14 protein-coding genes are annotated in these 17,232 nt (G+C 63.6%); 7 read left to right on the top strand and 7 right to left on the bottom strand.

Going from position 1 to position 17,232, the window contains the following annotated elements; genetic code table 11:
- The first annotated feature begins 79 nt into the window (after positions 1-79).
- Positions 80-2,395 carry a molybdopterin-dependent oxidoreductase gene (locus VKR55_RS06350; protein ID WP_324400862.1) on the top strand — a complete coding sequence of 772 codons (2,316 nt, stop codon included), beginning with the start codon at positions 80-82 and terminating at the stop codon, positions 2,393-2,395.
- An 8-nt stretch (positions 2,396-2,403) separates the two neighbouring features.
- Here the strand turns inward: VKR55_RS06350 and VKR55_RS06345 are convergent, their stop codons facing one another.
- On the bottom strand, positions 2,404-2,598 hold the full coding sequence (locus tag VKR55_RS06345; RefSeq protein ID WP_324400860.1) for a hypothetical protein: 195 nt from the start codon (positions 2,596-2,598) through the stop codon (positions 2,404-2,406).
- A 137-nt stretch (positions 2,599-2,735) separates the two neighbouring features.
- Between VKR55_RS06345 and VKR55_RS06340 the strand changes: the two genes are divergently transcribed.
- Positions 2,736-4,778, top strand: coding sequence for an acetoacetate--CoA ligase (locus VKR55_RS06340; protein WP_324400858.1), 2,043 nt, complete (start codon positions 2,736-2,738; stop codon positions 4,776-4,778).
- A gap of 34 nt (positions 4,779-4,812) precedes the next feature.
- Here VKR55_RS06340 and VKR55_RS06335 read toward each other — a convergent pair whose 3' ends face one another.
- On the bottom strand, positions 4,813-5,760 hold the full coding sequence (locus VKR55_RS06335; protein ID WP_324400856.1) for a DMT family transporter: 948 nt from the start codon (positions 5,758-5,760) through the stop codon (positions 4,813-4,815).
- 122 nt (positions 5,761-5,882) lie between these two features.
- On the opposite strand from VKR55_RS06335, the gene VKR55_RS06330 reads away from it, so the two are divergent.
- Positions 5,883-6,329 carry a carboxymuconolactone decarboxylase family protein gene (locus VKR55_RS06330; RefSeq protein WP_324400854.1) on the top strand — a complete coding sequence of 149 codons (447 nt, stop codon included), beginning with the start codon at positions 5,883-5,885 and terminating at the stop codon, positions 6,327-6,329.
- An 84-nt stretch (positions 6,330-6,413) separates the two neighbouring features.
- Here the strand turns inward: VKR55_RS06330 and VKR55_RS06325 are convergent, their stop codons facing one another.
- Together VKR55_RS06325 and VKR55_RS06320 are read right to left on the bottom strand one after the other, a co-directional pair.
- Complete coding sequence (locus VKR55_RS06325) at positions 6,414-6,599, bottom strand: hypothetical protein (RefSeq protein WP_324400852.1); 186 nt, start codon at positions 6,597-6,599, stop codon at positions 6,414-6,416.
- A gap of 129 nt (positions 6,600-6,728) precedes the next feature.
- Entirely contained in the window at positions 6,729-7,397 is a 669-nt protein-coding gene (locus tag VKR55_RS06320; protein ID WP_324400850.1) for an ArsR/SmtB family transcription factor, read from the bottom strand.
- Positions 7,398-7,472: 75 nt separating this feature from the next.
- Between VKR55_RS06320 and VKR55_RS06315 the strand changes: the two genes are divergently transcribed.
- Complete coding sequence (locus VKR55_RS06315) at positions 7,473-8,213, top strand: MBL fold metallo-hydrolase (RefSeq protein ID WP_324400848.1); 741 nt, start codon at positions 7,473-7,475, stop codon at positions 8,211-8,213.
- A gap of 1 nt (position 8,214) precedes the next feature.
- Positions 8,215-9,465 carry an MFS transporter gene (locus tag VKR55_RS06310; protein ID WP_324400845.1) on the top strand — a complete coding sequence of 417 codons (1,251 nt, stop codon included), beginning with the start codon at positions 8,215-8,217 and terminating at the stop codon, positions 9,463-9,465.
- Positions 9,466-9,647: 182 nt separating this feature from the next.
- On the opposite strand, the gene VKR55_RS06305 is transcribed toward VKR55_RS06310, so the two are convergent.
- Both VKR55_RS06305 and VKR55_RS06300 read right to left on the bottom strand, forming a co-directional pair.
- Positions 9,648-11,039 (bottom strand): hypothetical protein, encoded by a 1,392-nt coding sequence (locus VKR55_RS06305; protein WP_324400843.1) that lies wholly within the window; start codon positions 11,037-11,039, stop codon positions 9,648-9,650.
- A gap of 1,041 nt (positions 11,040-12,080) precedes the next feature.
- Entirely contained in the window at positions 12,081-13,697 is a 1,617-nt protein-coding gene (locus tag VKR55_RS06300; RefSeq protein WP_324400841.1) for a recombinase family protein, read from the bottom strand.
- A 283-nt stretch (positions 13,698-13,980) separates the two neighbouring features.
- Between VKR55_RS06300 and VKR55_RS06295 the strand changes: the two genes are divergently transcribed.
- Entirely contained in the window at positions 13,981-14,217 is a 237-nt protein-coding gene (locus VKR55_RS06295; RefSeq protein WP_324400839.1) for a hypothetical protein, read from the top strand.
- A gap of 785 nt (positions 14,218-15,002) precedes the next feature.
- Here VKR55_RS06295 and VKR55_RS06290 read toward each other — a convergent pair.
- The gene (locus VKR55_RS06290; protein ID WP_324400837.1) at positions 15,003-16,091 is read right to left on the bottom strand and encodes an IS110 family RNA-guided transposase; all 1,089 of its coding nucleotides are present in this window, start codon (positions 16,089-16,091) and stop codon (positions 15,003-15,005) included.
- Positions 16,092-16,260: 169 nt separating this feature from the next.
- Here VKR55_RS06290 and VKR55_RS06285 point away from each other — a divergent pair, with 169 nt between their 5' ends.
- Complete coding sequence (locus VKR55_RS06285) at positions 16,261-17,199, top strand: homing endonuclease associated repeat-containing protein (RefSeq protein WP_324400835.1); 939 nt, start codon at positions 16,261-16,263, stop codon at positions 17,197-17,199.
- Positions 17,200-17,232: the final 33 nt, after the last annotated feature.

Below are 17,232 nucleotides of genomic sequence, written 5' to 3'. Positions count from 1 at the left end.
CGGGCGGCTCAATCTGGTTGTTTTTATGATGACCATCATTTAATATCCGCCTCCGTCCATGGCCGGAGGAGAGCTAGCGATGTCGAATGCAGGGTGGCGCAAGACCGCTTGCAATATCTGCTACGTCAATTGCGGGGTCGAGGTCCTTATCGAGGGCGACCGCATCGCCAAGGTGCGCGGCGACCGCGACAATCCGAAGTCGCAAGGCTATCTCTGCAACAAGGCCGCGCGCATTCCCTTCTATGCCCACCATCGCGACCGCCTGACCACGCCGCTCAAGCGCCGTGCGGACGGAGGCTTTGACGCCATCGACTGGGACACCGCGATTTCCGAGATCGCCGCGCGGCTGCGTGCGCTGGTCGACCGCCATGGCGGCCAGTGCCTTGCGCTCTATGGCGGCGGCGGCCAGGGCAATCATGCCGGCGGCGCCTACGCGACCTCCTTCCTGCGCGCGCTCGGCTCGCGCCACGTGTTCAGCGCGCTGTCCCAGGAGAAGACCGGCGACTTCTGGGTCAACGGCCATCTGTTCGGCAGCCAGACCTGCCACACCGCCGAGGACGTGCATCACTGCGATTTGCTGTTCGTGATCGGCGCCAATCCCTGGATCGCGCATGGCTTTCCGAATGCGCGTGATCATCTGAACCGGATCCGGAAAGATCCCGCGCGCAAGCTGATCGTGATCGATCCGCGCCGCACCGAGACCGCCGAGATGGCCGATCTGCATCTGGCCGTGCGACCCGGCGCGGATGCATTCCTGTTAGGGGCGATCCTCGCCACCTTGGTGCGCCGCCATGCGCTGGACCAAGACTTCATCGCCGGGCATACGACCGGCTTTGCGGAGGTGAGGGACGCGCTGCTCCGCATTCCCGTCGCGCAATGGGCGACAGCGGCGGATATCCCGCTCGAAGAGATCGAGCGCTGCGCCGACATGATCGGGGAAGCCAAGGCGATGACCGTCCGCGTCGAGCTCGGCATCCAGCAGGGCGTCAACTCGACGCTCAATTCCTATCTGGAAAAGCTCCTGATCATGCTGACCGGCAGTTTTGGCCGGAAAGGCACCAACCAGCTCCATAGCTGGCTGCAGCCGCTCTGGGGCAACTCGCCAAACCAGACATTCTCTGCCACCGGCACCGAGGTGATCGCGGGACTATTGCCGCCCAATATCTTCCCGCAAGCGGTCCTGAGCGATCATCCCGATCGCCTGCGAGGGGTGTGGATCGACAGCTCCAACCCGGCCAACACGGCGGCCAACACCGCGGAGGTCGAGAAGGCCCTCGCCGCGCTCGATCTCTGCGTCGTGGTCGATGTCGCCATGGCCGAGACGGCGCGGCTTGCGCATTACGTGCTGCCGGCCGCCTCGCAATATGAGAAGACCGAGTTCACCTTGTTCAATTTCGAGTTCCCGAAGAACTTCTTCCATGTCCGCCCCGGTGTGGTGCCGCCGCTTCCGGGCACGCTCCCGGAGCCCGAAATCTACACAAGGCTGGCGCGGGCGCTTGGACTCTTGCCCGGCGACAATGCGCTCGCGCCGGTGCGCGAGGCAGCGTTCCATTCGCGGCCTGCCTTCGCAGCGGCGCTACGCACCTTCATGGGCGCGAACCCGCAAGCCAAGGCCCTCGGCGCGCTGGTGCTCTACCACACCCTTGGCGCGACGCTGCCGGATGGCACGGCAGCCGCCGCTCCGCTCTGGCAGGCCGCACTCGCCTGCGCCAAGCGGTCTCCGGAAGCGGTCCGGCGCGCGCTCGGGCCGAACGGCAATGTGAGCGATGCCGAGCTTGGCGACGCGCTGTTCGATGCCATCGTCGGCAGCCGCAGCGGCGCTGCTATCACCGAGCATGCCTACGAAGAGGTGTGGTCGCTGATCAGCCACCCCGACCGCAAGGTGCACCTTGCGATCGCACCGCTGCTGGATTGGCTGGGCCAGCTCGATCCGGCCTTTGCGGACGCGCGCGGGGACTATCCGTTCGTGCTCGCCGCCGGCCAGCGGCGCATGTTCAACGCCAACCAGATTTTCCGTGATCCGGCCTGGCGCCGCGACGATCCCGACGGCGCGCTTCTGATCAACACCAGGGATCTGGAGGAGCTGGGCGCGCGCGACGGCGAGTGGATCGCCGTCAAGTCGCCTGCAGGACGGATCGTGGTCCGCTGCAAGGCGGACGACAGCCTGCGCCACGGCCTGCTCGCGCTTCCGCACGGCTACGGCCAGTCCTACCCAACCCGTGATGGCGAACGCTTGGCCAACGGCCCTCGCGTCAACGCCCTCACCGACAGCGGCAACTGCGATCCGATCGCGGCGACGCCCTATCACAAGCACGTCGCGGTGCGCCTCGAGCGGCTCCAAGCAAGCGAAGCCGCGGTCTTCGAGGAGCGCTCGCGCCGCATCCACGCGGGCTAGTCCAAAGTCTAGACGCGCGCCTTCGCCTCGGCGCTCAGCTTGCGCGCGAGGATGCGCAGATCCTGGACGCGGCGGGAGCAGATCAGCTGCGTGAATTCTTCCGCGTCGACGCGAGCCGGGGGAGTGCTTGTTGACGTGTGATCTTCCTTGGAATCTTCCCCGCGCCACCAGGACAGCCAAAAGAGCCGCTTGAGCATCTTCATATTCTTGAGCCTCGATGCGAGCCTGTGCGATTAAGTCGCAGGCGGCTTCGTTGGTTCCGGACCGTCTCGCCGGCGGCTTGAATTTTCCGCGCGTCGGCGACAGGGTGCCTCCCGGACGTGCAAAGACGAAGACGACCATGGCTGAACCCATACCCTCTCAACTCACGCTCTACCGCCGCTGGCTCCGGGACAAGCGCGACCTTGACTTTCGGGATTATGAGGAGCTGCGGCAATGGTCGGTCCGCGACCTCGACGCGTTCTGGCAGAGCATCTGGGACTATTTCGACCTGAAATCGCCGACACCGCATCGAAGCGTGCTGGCGCAGCGCAAAATGCCCGGCGCGGAGTGGTTTCCGGGCGCGCGGGTCAACTACGCGCGCCAGGTGCTGCGGCATGTCGGCCCGGCGGAAGCCGCCGGACAGACGGCGATTATCAGTAGCGGCGAAGACGGCGTGATACGCGAGACAAGCTGGCCGGAATTGCGGCGCAAGGTGGCAGCCCTGGCGCTGCATCTGAAAGCGCAGGGCGTGCGCCCCGGTGACCGTGTCGCGGCCTATTTGCCGAACATCCCGGAGACCATCATCGCGTTCCTGGCGACCGCGAGTCTCGGCGCGATCTGGAGCGTCTGCGCGCCCGACATAGCGGCGCCGGCGGTGATCGATCGCTTCAAGCAGATCGAGCCGAAGGTGCTGATCGCCTGCGATCACGTGGTCTATGCCGGCCGCAGACACGATCGCCGCCCGGTGATCGACGAGCTGCGCGCGTTGCTGCCCAGCGTCGAGCACATCATCCTGCACAGCGATGCAGCCGGCTCGAACCGGCTCTCTAATATCCTGGCCGGCAGCGACGCCGAGATCGGCGCCTTCGAGCCCGAATGGATGGACTTCGATCATCCGCTCTGGATCGTCTATTCCTCCGGCACGACCGGGCTGCCGAAGCCGATCGTGCACAGCCATGGCGGTGTCATGATCGTCGGCATGGCGCTTAGCGTGCTGCACAATGATATCGGTTGCAGCTATCAGCCGGCCTCGTTCGGCGAGCGCTACCACTGGTACTCGTCGACCGGCTGGATCATGTGGAACTGCCAGGTCTCGGGGCTGCTCAACGGCACGACCTGCTGCATCTTCGACGGCAGCCCCGGCGGATCCAGGGACAATCCGGACTGGCTGACGCTGTGGCGTTTCGTCGCCGACAGCAACGTGACCTTCTTCGGCGCGGGCGCGGCCTATTTCGCAAGCTGCGCCAAGGCCGGCATCGATCTTGCCGAGGCCGGCGACCTTTCGAGGCTGCGGGCATTGGGCTCGACCGGATCGCCGCTCGCCGCTGACACGCAGGCCTGGTTCAATGAACGTTTCGCGAAGCTCGCATCCGCCAACGGCAATCGCGAGCAGGAGACGATGTGGTGGGCCAACATCTCCGGCGGCACCGACTTCGCCGGCGCCTTCATCGGCGGCTGCCGCGATCTGCCGCAGGTTCCCGGCACCATGCAATGCCGCCTGCTCGGCGCCGCGGTCGAAGCGTTCGATTCAGCCGGGCGCCCCGTCATCGACGAGGTCGGCGAGCTCGTCTGCACCGAGCCGATGCCCTCGATGCCGCTCCGCTTCTGGAATGATCCCGGCGATGCGCGCTATCGCGCGAGCTACTTCGATACCTATCCCGATAATTACGATGGAAGCGGCCGCGGCGCGGTATGGCGTCATGGCGACTGGCTCAAGATCAACGCGGACGGAAGCTGCGTGATCTATGGCCGCAGCGACGCCACCATCAACCGCCACGGCCTGCGCATGGGGACAAGCGAAATCTATTCGGCGATCGAGGCGCTGCCCGAAGTGCTGGATTCCCTGGTGGTCGATCTCGAATATCTCGGCCGCGAAAGCTACATGCCGCTGTTCGTGGTGCTGCGCGAGGGCATCACGCTTGACCGCGCGATGGAAACCAAGATCAACAAGGCGATCGAGACGGGACTGTCCCGCCGCTTTGTGCCGAACGAGATCTTTGCTGTACCCGAGATCCCGCGCACGCTCTCCGGCAAGAAGCAGGAGCTGCCGATCAAGCGGCTGTTGCTCGGTCACCCCCTCGAAAACGTCATCAACAAGGACGCGATGGCCAATCCGGCGTGCCTGGAGTGGTATCTGGAATTCGCGCGGAATTATGCGCAGCGAAGTGCGGGCGCGGCCTGAACTCGTCCTGCGAGGTGCGTCGTGCGAAGCAGGATTATCTGCGCAAGCTTGCCCAGACGCCGCCGAGGATCAAAAAGCCGCCGATGAAATGGATCGCCGTCGGTGGCTCGCCGAGGATGAGGAAGGACAGCAGCGCACTCGCGATCGGGCCGATATAGAGCACGAGCGAGGTGCGCACCGAGCCGAACTTGCCGCCGAGCCAGGCAAAGCCCGCATAGGCGAGCAGGCCCGGTACGAGCCCCGCAAAGAGATAGGCCTCCAGCGCCTTGATGCTGAACGCTTGCGCCGGCGTGGTCCACATCTCCCACGCTGCCGGCGGCAGCGAGCAGAGCGCGCCGGCCGCGGCAAACAGGCTGACGCGCGCGAGCAGCGAGGCGCCAGGCGCGACGCGCGATTGCACCAACGTGTAGCCGGACCAGCCGAGCATCGCGAGCACCACCAGCAAATCGCCCCATGCCGCGCTCGATTGCGCGAATGTTTCGGGATGACCGCCCGAGATGATCAGGAGCGCGCCGGCAAGCGCCAGCACCGTGCCGAGCCATTGCAGTGGGCCGATATGCTCCATGCCGCGGGCGGCCGAGATCAACAGCACCATGATCGGCGACAGCGCCATGATCAGCGCGATGTGGATCGCGGTGGTCGAGACGCCGGCGATATAGATCGGACCGCCGCAGAGGAACATGCCCATGAAGCCAGCGGCCAGGATCGGCCACGCGTTCCTGACGAGCGGAATCTTGCCGTATCGGATCTCCGCGAGCGCGAATGGCGCGAGCCCCGCGGCGATGATTGTCCAGCGGAAGAAGGCCAGCGCAAACGGCGGCACCGAGCCCGCAAGCCCCCGCGCCAGGATCATGTTGGAGACCTGCGCGATCGCGACCAGGATGAAGCCGGTCAACGCGACGGTATTCTGCCAGCCGCCGGCGTGCGCGATCGGAGACGCCACTTTCGCTGCTTCGCCGCCCGGATTCGTCATCTTGTTCATGTGAACGGGGATAGCGCATGCGAGGCTTGACGGGAAGCCGTCGCGATCCGCGCCACATTCATGTTGATCCTTTCGATTTGAATAGCGATGCTCGGTGCGGCTCGACGAGAGAAGGAAAAATCATGCACGCCGAACGCCTGCTCCCGACCCATGTTGCGCCCGACGGCTATGCGGCGCTGCGCGCCGTCGAGGTCTATCTCGCGCGCTGCGGATTGCCGAAAGACCTGATCGACCTCGTCAAGCTGCGTGCGTCGCAGATCAACGGCTGCGCCTATTGTCTCGACGTCCATAGCAAAGACGCGCGCAAGGCCAGCGTGAGCGAGCAGAAGCTTTACCTGCTCAATGCCTGGCGCGAATCGCCGCACTATTCGCCCGCCGAGCGGGCCGCGCTGGCGTGGACCGAAGCGCTGACGAATGTTGCACAGACGCGCGCCCCCGACGCCGACTACGAGACGCTGCGTGCACATTTTTCCGACAAGGAGATCGTCGATCTCACCTATCTGATCGGCATGATCAATGTCTGGAATCGCCTCGCCATCGCCATGCGCTACGTGCCGGATGGCGCATGATCCGGAAAAGTGTGTGGCGGTTTTCCGAAAAGATCATGCGCACACAAAAGGCCAAAACACGATGAAGTCATCGCGCTTTAGAGATCAACGCGTCGAGACGACGCCCGCAAGCTGCATCTCGGGAACGCGCGTCCGCGTCACAGATGCTCCGAACAATGCCAGCAGCGCGCACAGCACGGCGAGCTTCATCTGCACCGTCTTGCGATCGGTGATTGGCAGGAACAGGAAGAACAGCATCGCGAGCACAAGCAGCGCATCGATGAGAAACATGGCACCTTCCTCCAATGCCGAGGGAGGTTGCCACGGAGTAATCCGCGCCACTGTGGGCGGAGTCACAGTTCGAGAGGGAACCCTGCAATTGCCGCGCAGCTGCGCGACATAAAGGGAGATGATTCCTTCTTAGCCTACCGACTCGACCGGCAAGCCTGCAGCCTTCCATTCCGGAAAACCGTCTTCCAGTCGTCGCACGCGAAAGCCGCGCGTCCTGAGCGCCGCGACGGCGTCAAAGGACAGGATGCAATACGGGCCGCGGCAATAGGCGATCACCTCGCGATCCCTGGGCAGCTCGCTCAAGCGACGTTCGAGCTCGCTCAACGGGATGTTCACGGCGCTCGGCAGATGCCCGCGCGCGAATTCATCCTCCGGACGCACGTCGAGAACCGTGACCAGCCCTTCGTAGAGTCGCGCAAGCAGGTCCGCGCGCGACACCGGCTCCAGCGCGTCGCGGGCGCCGAAATAATCGGTCACGACGCGGCCGATTTCGGCGATGTTGCGTTCGCCGAGCTCTCCGAGCACCTTGATCATCCCGACGACTTCCGCGTCGCCCGCCAGCCGATAGAGCACGTGCTTGCCGCGCCGCTCGGCTTCGACAAGGCGCGCGCGGCGGAGGATCTGCAGATGACGCGACGTGTTGGCGAAGGTGAGATGGGCGCGCACCGACAGCTCTTCGACGCTGCGCGCGCCCTGCGCCAGGTGTTCGAGCAGCTCCAGCCGGTGGGCGTGACCGAGCGCCTGCGCCACAGAAGCAAGGTGCTGATAGATCGCCTGTTTCGGGCTGGTCCTTGACACGCCTGATCCTCGTTATATCATTCAGCAGATCGATTGAATGAAAATCTAGCCTACCTTATAGGGAGATGCAACCCCATGATCGTACGCCAATTTCTGCACTTCGAGCCGGTCGGCATCTCCTACCTTTTCGGCTGTGGAGGCAAGGCGACGGCCGCCGTGGTCGATCCCGTCGGCGACATCGAGCCCTACATCGAGGCGGCCGAGAGGACGGGCATGCGCATCAACTATGTGATCGACACCCACGTCCACGCCGATCATCTCTCCGCGGCGCGCCAGCTCGCCAAGGCGACCGGTGCGCAATATGTCCTGTCCGCGAACGCGAATGTCTCGTTTCCTTTCACGGCAGCGAAGGATGGCGACGTGCTGCCGCTCGGAAACGTCACCGCGCGCGTGTGGCACACGCCGGGTCATACGCCGGAACACATCTGTCTCCTGGTGACCGACCACACGCGCAGCGACGAGCCATGGCTCGTCTTCACCGGCCACACGCTGATGGTGGGAGACCTCGGCCGCACCGAGCTTGCCGTCAGCGCCGAGCAAGGCGCGAAGGACCTGTTCCGCAGCACCAATCGCCTCAAGGCCCTGCCCGACTACGTCGACGTGTTCCCCGGCGCGTTCTCGGGCTCGGTCTGCGGACGGCGGCTGAGCGGGAAACCGTCTTCGACGATCGGCTTCGAGAAGCGCTACAACCAGGCGCTGCGCATCGAGAGCGAGGACGAGTTCGTCCGCTTCATGACCTCGGAGATTCCGCCGGCGCCGCCCGAGGCCGTCCGCATCAGGGCCGCGAATTCCGGCGCATTGCCCGAAGCCGCGTGACATGAGCAACTCGGACGCCTCTCTGCAGGCGGCGGCGCCAACTGTTTCGCTGGGCCTGCGCGAAAACTGGCAGCAATTCTCGCTCCTGGTTCTCATCAACGCGTTCGTGGGCGGCATGGTCGGGCTCGAGCGTACCGTCGTGCCCTTGATCGGCGCTGAGGAGTTCAAGCTCGAGTCGACCACGCTGGTCGTGTCCTTCATCATCTCGTTCGGCGTCATCAAGGCGCTCGCCAACCTCGTCTCGGGCCAGCTCGCGGATGCCTGGGGACGCAAGCGCGTTCTGATCCTCGGCTGGCTCGTCGGCCTGCCGGTGCCCTTCATGATCATGTGGGGGCCGAGCTGGAGCTGGGTGATCGCCGCCAATGCCCTGCTCGGCATCAACCAGGGATTCGCCTGGTCGATGACGGTGATCATGAAGATCGATCTGGTCGGGCCGAAGTCGCGCGGGCTTGCGGTAGGCTTGAACGAGTTCGCCGGCTACTTTGCGGTCGGCGTGACGGCCTTCCTCACCGGCTATATCGCATCCGACTACGGCCTGCGCCCGGCGCCGATCTATCTCGGCGTCGCCTACGCCATCCTCGGCACCGCGCTGTCGATCCTGTTGGTGCGCGACACCCGCGAGCATGTGCGCTTGGAGACGGCGGCCCATGCAAGGCAGGCATCTCCAATGAGCTTCCGCGAAATCTTTCTCCTCACGTCGTTTGGGAATCGTAATCTGTTTGCCGCCTCGCAGGCCGGGCTCGTCAACAATCTCAACGATGGCATGAGCTGGGGAATCTTCCCGCTGTTCTTCGTTTCCTTCGGTCTTTCCATCAATCGGATCGGCATCCTGAAGGCCATCTACCCGGCGGTCTGGGCCATTCTTCAGGTCGCCACAGGTCCCTTGTCCGACCGCTGGGGACGCAAGGGCCTGATCGTTGGTGGCATGTGGGTGCAGGCAGCGGGCTTGTTCCTCACTGCTGCCACGAGTCATTTCGAGTGGTGGCTCGTCGGCAGCGTTCTGCTCGGCATCGGCACCGCGATGGTCTATCCAAGCCTGATCGCCGCCGTCTCCGACGCGTCGCATCCGTCGTGGCGGGCGCGTTCGCTGAGCGTCTACCGGTTCTGGCGCGACCTCGGCTATGCGATCGGCGCGCTCTCAGCCGGCCTGATCGCCGACTGGTTCGGTCTTTCCTGGGCAATCGTCTCCATCGCGGCGCTGACGTTTCTCTCCGGCGCGGTTGTTGCCGTCGTCATGAAGGAGCAGAGCTAAAGCGGGATGTTGAGTCTTGAATCGTTTAGCCGCGATTTCGATGCAGCTCTCCCCGTCAGGGAGAGGTGAACCTCCGCGGGATAACGTCGCGGACGCACGCCAGGGCCACCTTGAACGGCGGCCCTGGCGCATTTGAGGTCGCGATTGACCCTTAAATTCGTCCCCTGTTCGCGCCGGCCAGGTTAGCCCCACATATGAATATGAGCGATGCTGTCTTGGATTGCATGTTGAAAGGCGGCCAACGCATCGGCCCCTGTCGCCACAGTCGGGTTGGTGACAGGTGTCGGAGCCGGCGCCGGGTCGCTGGCAGCCGGTGCAGGAGCTGCGTTCGTGGTCGCAATCGGAGCAGTGGCGGCCTGTGTCGCGGCAGTTGCCGCCGCGGTATGGTCGCCGTCGTAGTTCACCGAGAACGAGTGGATGGTCATGCTGCCGCTGCCCTCGCGGGGCTCATTGCCGAGAGCAATACCATTGAAATACTCGTTGCCGGAGATCACGCCATCCGCCGCAGCGGCCTGTAGCAGCCCCTTGAGGTCGATGTTGTTGTTCGTCAGATCCTGGCCGTTGGTCGGAGCGAATATGACGATGTTACCCGAGCTGGCGATCGTCCATTGCATGCCCTGACTGTCCGTATAGCTGTGCTGCGGCAGGTTCGCGATCCAGTCCTGCACATAGCTCGGCTGATGCACGTAGACCTCGATCTCGTGCTGGATGTCCGACTGACCGCCGTCCGGCGTCGATGTCAGGTAGCCATCGTACATGGCATCATACTGGTCGGTTTGGCCGGAGAGCGAGACGTTCTGGCTCAGCGTCAGCGTATGGATGTTGTTGACCTGCTCCGCCGTGACGTCGGTCGCCGGCGCAGGGAAGCCGGGATAGTCGCCGTAGAACACGGCCGGATAGGAGTACACGTTGCCACCGGCCGGCGTATTCGGCCAGTTCCAGCTGATCGTCGTCTCGTTCGGGAAGTTGGCGCTATCCAGCGTCAGGGACTGAGTGAAGTCCGTGCCATTGACGAGGTTGCCCTCATTCCAGGTCGAGTTCATGGCCCAGTAAGGACCAGCATCGGTGTGGGAGCTTGCATAATCAGCCGAGAGCGTGATGGGGCTGCCGGCTGGCGCCGGGCTTGTGACAGGAGCCGGGTCCGTGACAGGAGTCGGGTTGGTGACAGGCGCCGGGCTGGTGACAGGAGCCGGATCCGTGACCGGAGCCGGACTTGTGACAGGAGCCGGATCGGTGACAGGCGCAATGCCGCCGAGACCCGCCGAGCCGTGCATGTTTTCGATGGTTTGAAGCAGGTTGGCAAAGATACTGGCGACGCTACCGTCACTTCCACCGGAGCTGAGCGGGAGCGGGCTGTCATGGGTCGTCGGCCAGTTGGCACTCCCGGTACTTCCCGAGATCGTGTCGCTGCCGCCGAGCACATTGGCATCACTGCCGCCGGCGGGCAGCATGTTGGTCCAGTTCGTGCCGCTGAGCTGATTGTGCCCGGAGGCGAGGCCGGCCAGGGCTGTGAAAAATTCGCTAAAGGCATCATCCCGAGCCAACACTCCATCCAGCGAATCGAGCTGAGACATTCTGTCCTCCTTGATGGGCCTCGTTGCACAACCGAAAGGAACCCGGCCGGCAAGCTGAGGCAAATCACCACGCTTGATCGGGACAAGACACGACGAATCGAGACGAGCAAAAGACGACGTGGCGGCGAAATGTCACCGCCGAGGGGCAATTTTGCGACGGCGCGAATGGTATGCACCCCTTCGTGCAGAACTGTGTGTCGGCGGGGCGCGAACTCTCCGGAACGGCCCAGGCTTCTATCTCGCGGGCATGAGATCGCACCGCTGCGCTTCCGATCTTCTTGCGAGTCTCAGAGATATTGCGAACCCCAGGGACGAGAAGGCGGCGCAGACTCGGCGAACAACACGAGGAGATGCTGGCATTGCTCCGCACCCTCGACCGAAAGCCCAAGCGCCCCGTCATGGCCAGGGCCGTCGAAATTCTCGAAGTGGGCAACGACATCAAGGCAGCCGTGCAAGTGCGGCTCCGTTTGAGTGAGGCTAAGGCCCAAGTCACAGGCCGCGCGGAGCACGTCATAAGCCGTAAAGCCATTGCTCTGATTTCCGGAGGGACGACGTCGATGCATCACTCGGGCGCGTTTCGTGCCGCGGGAATGCAGAGTCACAGTCTCTCCGCCGTCATTGCGAGCGGAGCGAAGCAATCCAGACTATTGCCATGGAAGCAGTATGGATTGCTTCGTCGCGGAGCCTGTCATCGGGCCGCGCGTTCGAGTGGACCCGTTGGTTCCTCGCAATGACGGAGTGGCTGTTTGACATTTGAATCCGAAACGAACAGCGCATGCGAATGGGCGCAGGCTGTTACCCATGTCTCCGGTCTGGGCAGACGGCGTGGCTGTGCCACGCGAAGCCCGAACGGCGAAGCGTGGCGGAGAGGGAGGGAGTCAACTCCCATTGAGCGATAAAGCATTTTTGACCTTCCAGGACCAAAACCCACCATTTGACCTACGGCCGGAAAATGGGATTGCGCCACCGACCACAACCTGTTCTTCCAACGGCCCGTCACCGACGAAAATGCCATCAGGGGACTCACACGTTCGAATCGTGTCAGGCGCGCCACTTCGGTACAAAACTGGGCACTCCAAAACCTGCCGTTTTTGCGCTCGACGCCGCGACCAGCGTGCGCAGCAGCGCGCTTTTCGACCCCATGATACGAATTTCTTTCGCGTCCACCTCGACACGCTGGGCGAGCGCGCGGAGGTGATCGCGCCGATAGCCGCCCGCCTCGGTCCGCATCCGCTTGCGGGCCTGACTGGCGAAGGTTTTCAGCGCCTGGGGTGTGATGCTCGGCCCCGCCCGATCAAGCGCACCCTCAGCCCGCTCTGCGTCGGCGCAGGCCTGATCGCGGACAGACTTCAACTCGGTCACGCGCTCCTTGAGCATCGGATCGGATACGTCGGCGATTCCGTTCTCGATGGCGTCGTACAATCGCTTGAGCTTGGCTTCTGCTTCGGCCGCACGCTTGCGCAATTCGGCGATATGAGTCGTTCGGCGCTCGGCGCGTTCTTTCCGGCGATGCAGGACGGCCAATAGGACCTGCTCGAGACGCTTGGGCTGTAAAAGGCGCTGCTCGATGTGCTCGGCTACCACGCTGTCGAGCTTTTCCATGGGAACGGTGCGGCCCTTGCAGCCGGTCTCGCCCTGCCGGGCCTTGGTGCAGCAGGTGTAATATCTGTATCTCCCACTCTTCCCGGTTCTTAGCGTCATCGCTCCACCGCAGGCGGCGCAAAAGCAGATTCCGGTAAGGAGGGTCGGCCCGCTCACAACGCGCGGCGCGCTCATTGCGGGGCTGCGCGCCTTGAGCAGCATCTGCACGGCCTCGAACTCGGCCGCGTCGATGATCGGTGGCGTCACCATTTCGACCACCTCGGCCTCGGGTTTTCGCTGTCGCGTCTTCCAATACTTGGTGTTGAAGCGGTGCCGGCCGATGTATGTCGTGCGCGTCAGCACCTTGTGCACGGCATCGACGCCCCAGCGTCCGCCGTCGCGAGTTCGGATGCCGGATTCGTTCAGATGCTTGGCAATCGATTTGACGCCCATTGGCCCAGAAGAGCCGCTTCCCTCGCGCGCCAGGCGGAAGATCAGCCGCACGGTCTCGGCCTGGATGGGATCGATCTCCAGCGTCTTCTTGGTGCGGTGGCCGCGCTGCTCGGCGGCTTCCACGACGCGGTAGCCGATCGGCGGCAGCGCGCCATTCCAGAAGCCTTGACGCGCGTTCTCCTTCATCGCCCGCAGGGTGTGCTTTGCGTTCTCCTTGGACTGGTATTCGTCGAACAGTGCCATGATCTGGCGGATCATGTTGCTCATTGGATCGTCGCCAAGCTCCTGGGTGATCGACACCAGCCGCACGCCGTTCTTGGCAAGCCGGCGGACATAGAACTCAAGCTGGAACTGGTCGCGGAAGAAACGGCTGAAGCTGTGGACCAGGATCACATCGAACGCCGGCGGCTTTGCCGTCGCCGCGTCGATCATGCGCTGGAATTCCGGTCGCCGATCGTCGGTCGCGGACGCGCCGGGCTCGACATAATCGGCGACAGTTTCCCAGCCGCGGGAGGCGCAATAGCCTTTCGCCTGGCGGCGCTGATCCGGGATGGAGAGATCGCTGTCGGCCTGCCGTCCCGTCGAGACCCGCAGGTAGAGCGCCGCCCGAACCGTTGCAGCCATGGTGATGTCCCCTCAGTCCTTTCCAAACAACTCGTCGAACAGATCACCGAACCAGGCTTCGAACACATCGATCTCGGATTCGGTCACCGGTACGTCTTTCGGCCAGTCGTCCGTCACCGTCCATGTCACCGAAGCGCGCTTCGCTCGTCGTCGGCCAGGACGCGCGGGCGCACGTGCATAGTCGTAGAGATCGTCAAGTGGCGCGCGGTCCGGCGGACACCGTGGCTGCGATTTGTGAGGGGGAGCCATGGCGCCACTGTGGCAAGCCTAGCCGATCCACAGAATGGCCGATGTCTACGCCACGTCCCGCCATGGTGCGGCGAGAGAGTCCCGCCGCTCAAGGCAGGATAAAAAGCCGCAAGGTGCGGCCCGTCGGTCTGGCGAGAAGTATCTGCAATTCCAATCACCCGCCAAACACTACGAGTATCCGACGCAACTTGTCGTATTTGCCAAGGCGGTGCCGTTGCAAAGCTTTCGACACCTTGCGGCGGTCAAGATGATCAGCAACGGTATTATCTGAGACGCTGCTGACTGCTTCGTTTCGACACTGGCGCGGATGCTCCCGCGCACAGCAAGCCGTGATCGCTTGGTGGCAAAGAGCCGGCTCGTCGGCAGCCGGTCAAGGCCGCAAGCCGGCGGAGCCGGGCGCGCGGAGCGCGAGCCTTGACGGGCTGACGCCGGGCCGGCAGCGCTCGCCCAAGCGATCATGGCTTGGATCGACCGACCCAGCCCTTCGGCACGACAGAGTACGCCGGCTGGCGCTCGGAGCTTTGATGCCGATCGTTTTTCTGCGTAAGGCGCCAGCAGGTGCCCTTTCCGTGCCAGCCATGCGCCGTCTCCAAAATCAATGTGCAGACAAGCGCTTGCATACCCCGATGGGGGAGCGGGCTGCGCCCGCTTTTATCTTGCCCTCTTAATCGGTCGTTGGTTGCGTACCACCTCACCCATTCTCGCTTCCTTTCCTTTCTACGACAAGGCCCTCTGCGCCACGCTTGAACGCGATGCGCCACAACAGCCGCGAGTCCCGATGCGCCGTGCACTCTTCCGCGCTCATCGACGGGACAAACGTGCTGCATCAGGGCAGCCGGGAATCCGTCGCGGCGCATCTTTCCATGGGAATGACGGAGCCACATCACAGGCACTCCGGCGTGGTCCACCTTGCACGTCAAGTGCGTGGCCACAGGCAAGATAGCGTGCGTTCCGTCGTTCTGTTGCTGCACCAGGTCCTCGTCCGCTTGCGGCGGAGCTCCGTGTTCAAAGCATTGCGGTCATCGGGTCATTGATCGGCAATCTGCTCGCGTTTGGTCATGCATAGGCTCCGAGCAGCTTGCGTCGCTTGGCGGCGGCACGTGCGCTCACATCCGCTTTGGGTGCGTCCGGATCGCCGCAGTAGAAGGTGCCGTCGACCCACATCGCATGCATGATCACGGCGAGCTTGCGCGCCACGGCTACAGTTGCCTTGCGGTGGCTCGTGCGCTTGGCGATCGCGAGCCCCCAGGTCTTGACCTTGTCTCTGCGCTTGAAGCGCGTCAGCAAGGCGGAGGCCGCCTCATAGAGCGCGCGCCGCACGTCGCCATCGCCCGCCTTGCTGATCCGGCCCTGGATGTCAATCGAAGAACCCGACTGCCAGCGCCGCGACGTCAGCCCAAAATACGCCGCCACGTCGCGCGACCGTTTGAACCGCGACGGATCATCGATCGCCGTCATGAAGCTCAGCGCCGCCACCGGTCCGACACCCGGGATCTGCATGAACCGCCGGCACAGCTCGTGGCCCGCCACCAACTTGACCACGAGATCGTGCAGGCGGCAGTATTCCTTCCACAGCGCCCCGCGCGCGTTCAGCATGGCGTCAATCAGCTCGGCTACCAGCGCGTCACCTGCCACCGCCTCGCGCACGGCTTGCGCAAAGCCGCCGCGCCCGGTGCCGCTGATACGAACGCCAAACGCTTTCAGGGAGTGGCGAATCGCATTCTCCAGATCCAGACACTTGCGCTTCAGATTGCGCCGGTGCGTCAACAACAGCCGCAGCCGGTAGCAGGCCTCGCTCTTGATATGCGCCTGCCGGAACCAGCCGGTGCGCATCAGATGCGCAATCCCGAGCGCGTCCGCCTTGTCGGTCTTGTTGCGCTGGGCCTTCAGCGCGGCGCGCACATGCTGGGTCTCCAGACACACCGCCGGCAGGCCAAGTTTCAACAGTTCCGGATGCAGCCACGGTGACAGTGACCCGGCCTCGTGACCGAGCCGCCGCAAGCGGCCAAGATACGGCTTGAGCGCCGCCTTGATCGTTTCCGGATCGGTCACGACCGTGATCTCCAGGGCCACCTTGCCCTTGTCGTCCACCACGCAAATCGCCGTCTCGTCCATGCCGACATCCAGTCCAGAGAAGAATTCCATCGCCCGCCTCCCGCGTTGCTGAAGACGCGAATCTTGCGCGCGAGTCGCCTCGCCGGTCACCACACCGCCAGCCCCAATCCCCAGCCCAGACCGATTACGGGCGGCAATCCTACCAGCGCGTCGAATTGCTGGCCCCGACTGACTCTCTGCTGTAGCTTCACGTTTCACCATGGATGATTCCAAGTCTCTCGTCTTCGAACTCCGTCGCCTGCCCGAATACACAGACGAGGCCATCCTCGCTGAACTTCGACGGGTCGCAGAATTGGTGCCTCAAGGAGCGCTGACGGTTTCAGCCTTTGCCAACCATGCGCGGGTTGAACGGAAGGTGTACCGGCGCTTCGGCACCTGGGCCGATGCGCTTCGAGCTGCCGGATTGGGTCATAGATCTAGCGAAGTGGTGCCGACCCGAGGCGCGCATCCGTCACGGCGGATGACGGATAAGGACGTGCTGCAAGCACTCCGAGAACTAGCAGAACGGTTGGGCAAGAGCGCCTTAACGATCGAGGATGTGGAGGAACATCTGCCATTCTCAGGCGAAACGCTACGGCGTCGTTGGGGAACTTCGAGAGGCGCATTCGAAGCCGCAGGGTTGACAGTGACGAATTTGGGCCGCCGATACTCGGACGAGGAATGCTTTCAAAACCTATTGACGGTCTGGACGCACTATGGCCGCCCACCGCAGTATCGCGAGATGGGGTTACCGCCGTCGAAGGTCGGCGGCAAAGCGTATGCGAAGCGCTTCGAGACCTGGAACAAGGCGCTGGCGGCGTTCGTCGACCGCGTCAATCGAGATACCGAACCGGCTCCAGTACCTGACACACAGGAAGTGGATGCACGGCCTCGCATTCCCGCAGCGTTGGAGGTGCCGGCGTCGCGCCGATTGCTGGAGGATGGTCGAGAAATTCCACTTGGCCTGCGCTTTCGCGTGCTCCACCGTGACCGGTTTAAATGCGTGCTGTGGGGCGATCATCCCGCGCGCAACGCGGAATGCGTTCTTCACGTAGATCACCTCGTTCCGTGGTCGAAGGGCGGAAAGACGCGGGAGGATAACCTGCGAACTCTTTGCGCAACGTGCAATGTTGGCCGAGGTAATCGCTTCACCGATTAGGCACCGCGAGCCACAAAAGAGTTCCCACGGGCC

This window comes from Bradyrhizobium sp. (assembly GCF_035309285.1).
In the GTDB taxonomy this organism is placed as follows: domain Bacteria; phylum Pseudomonadota; class Alphaproteobacteria; order Rhizobiales; family Xanthobacteraceae; genus Bradyrhizobium.
Note: the sequence above shows the minus strand (reverse complement) of the source record. Positions and strands in the feature narration are given on the sequence as shown.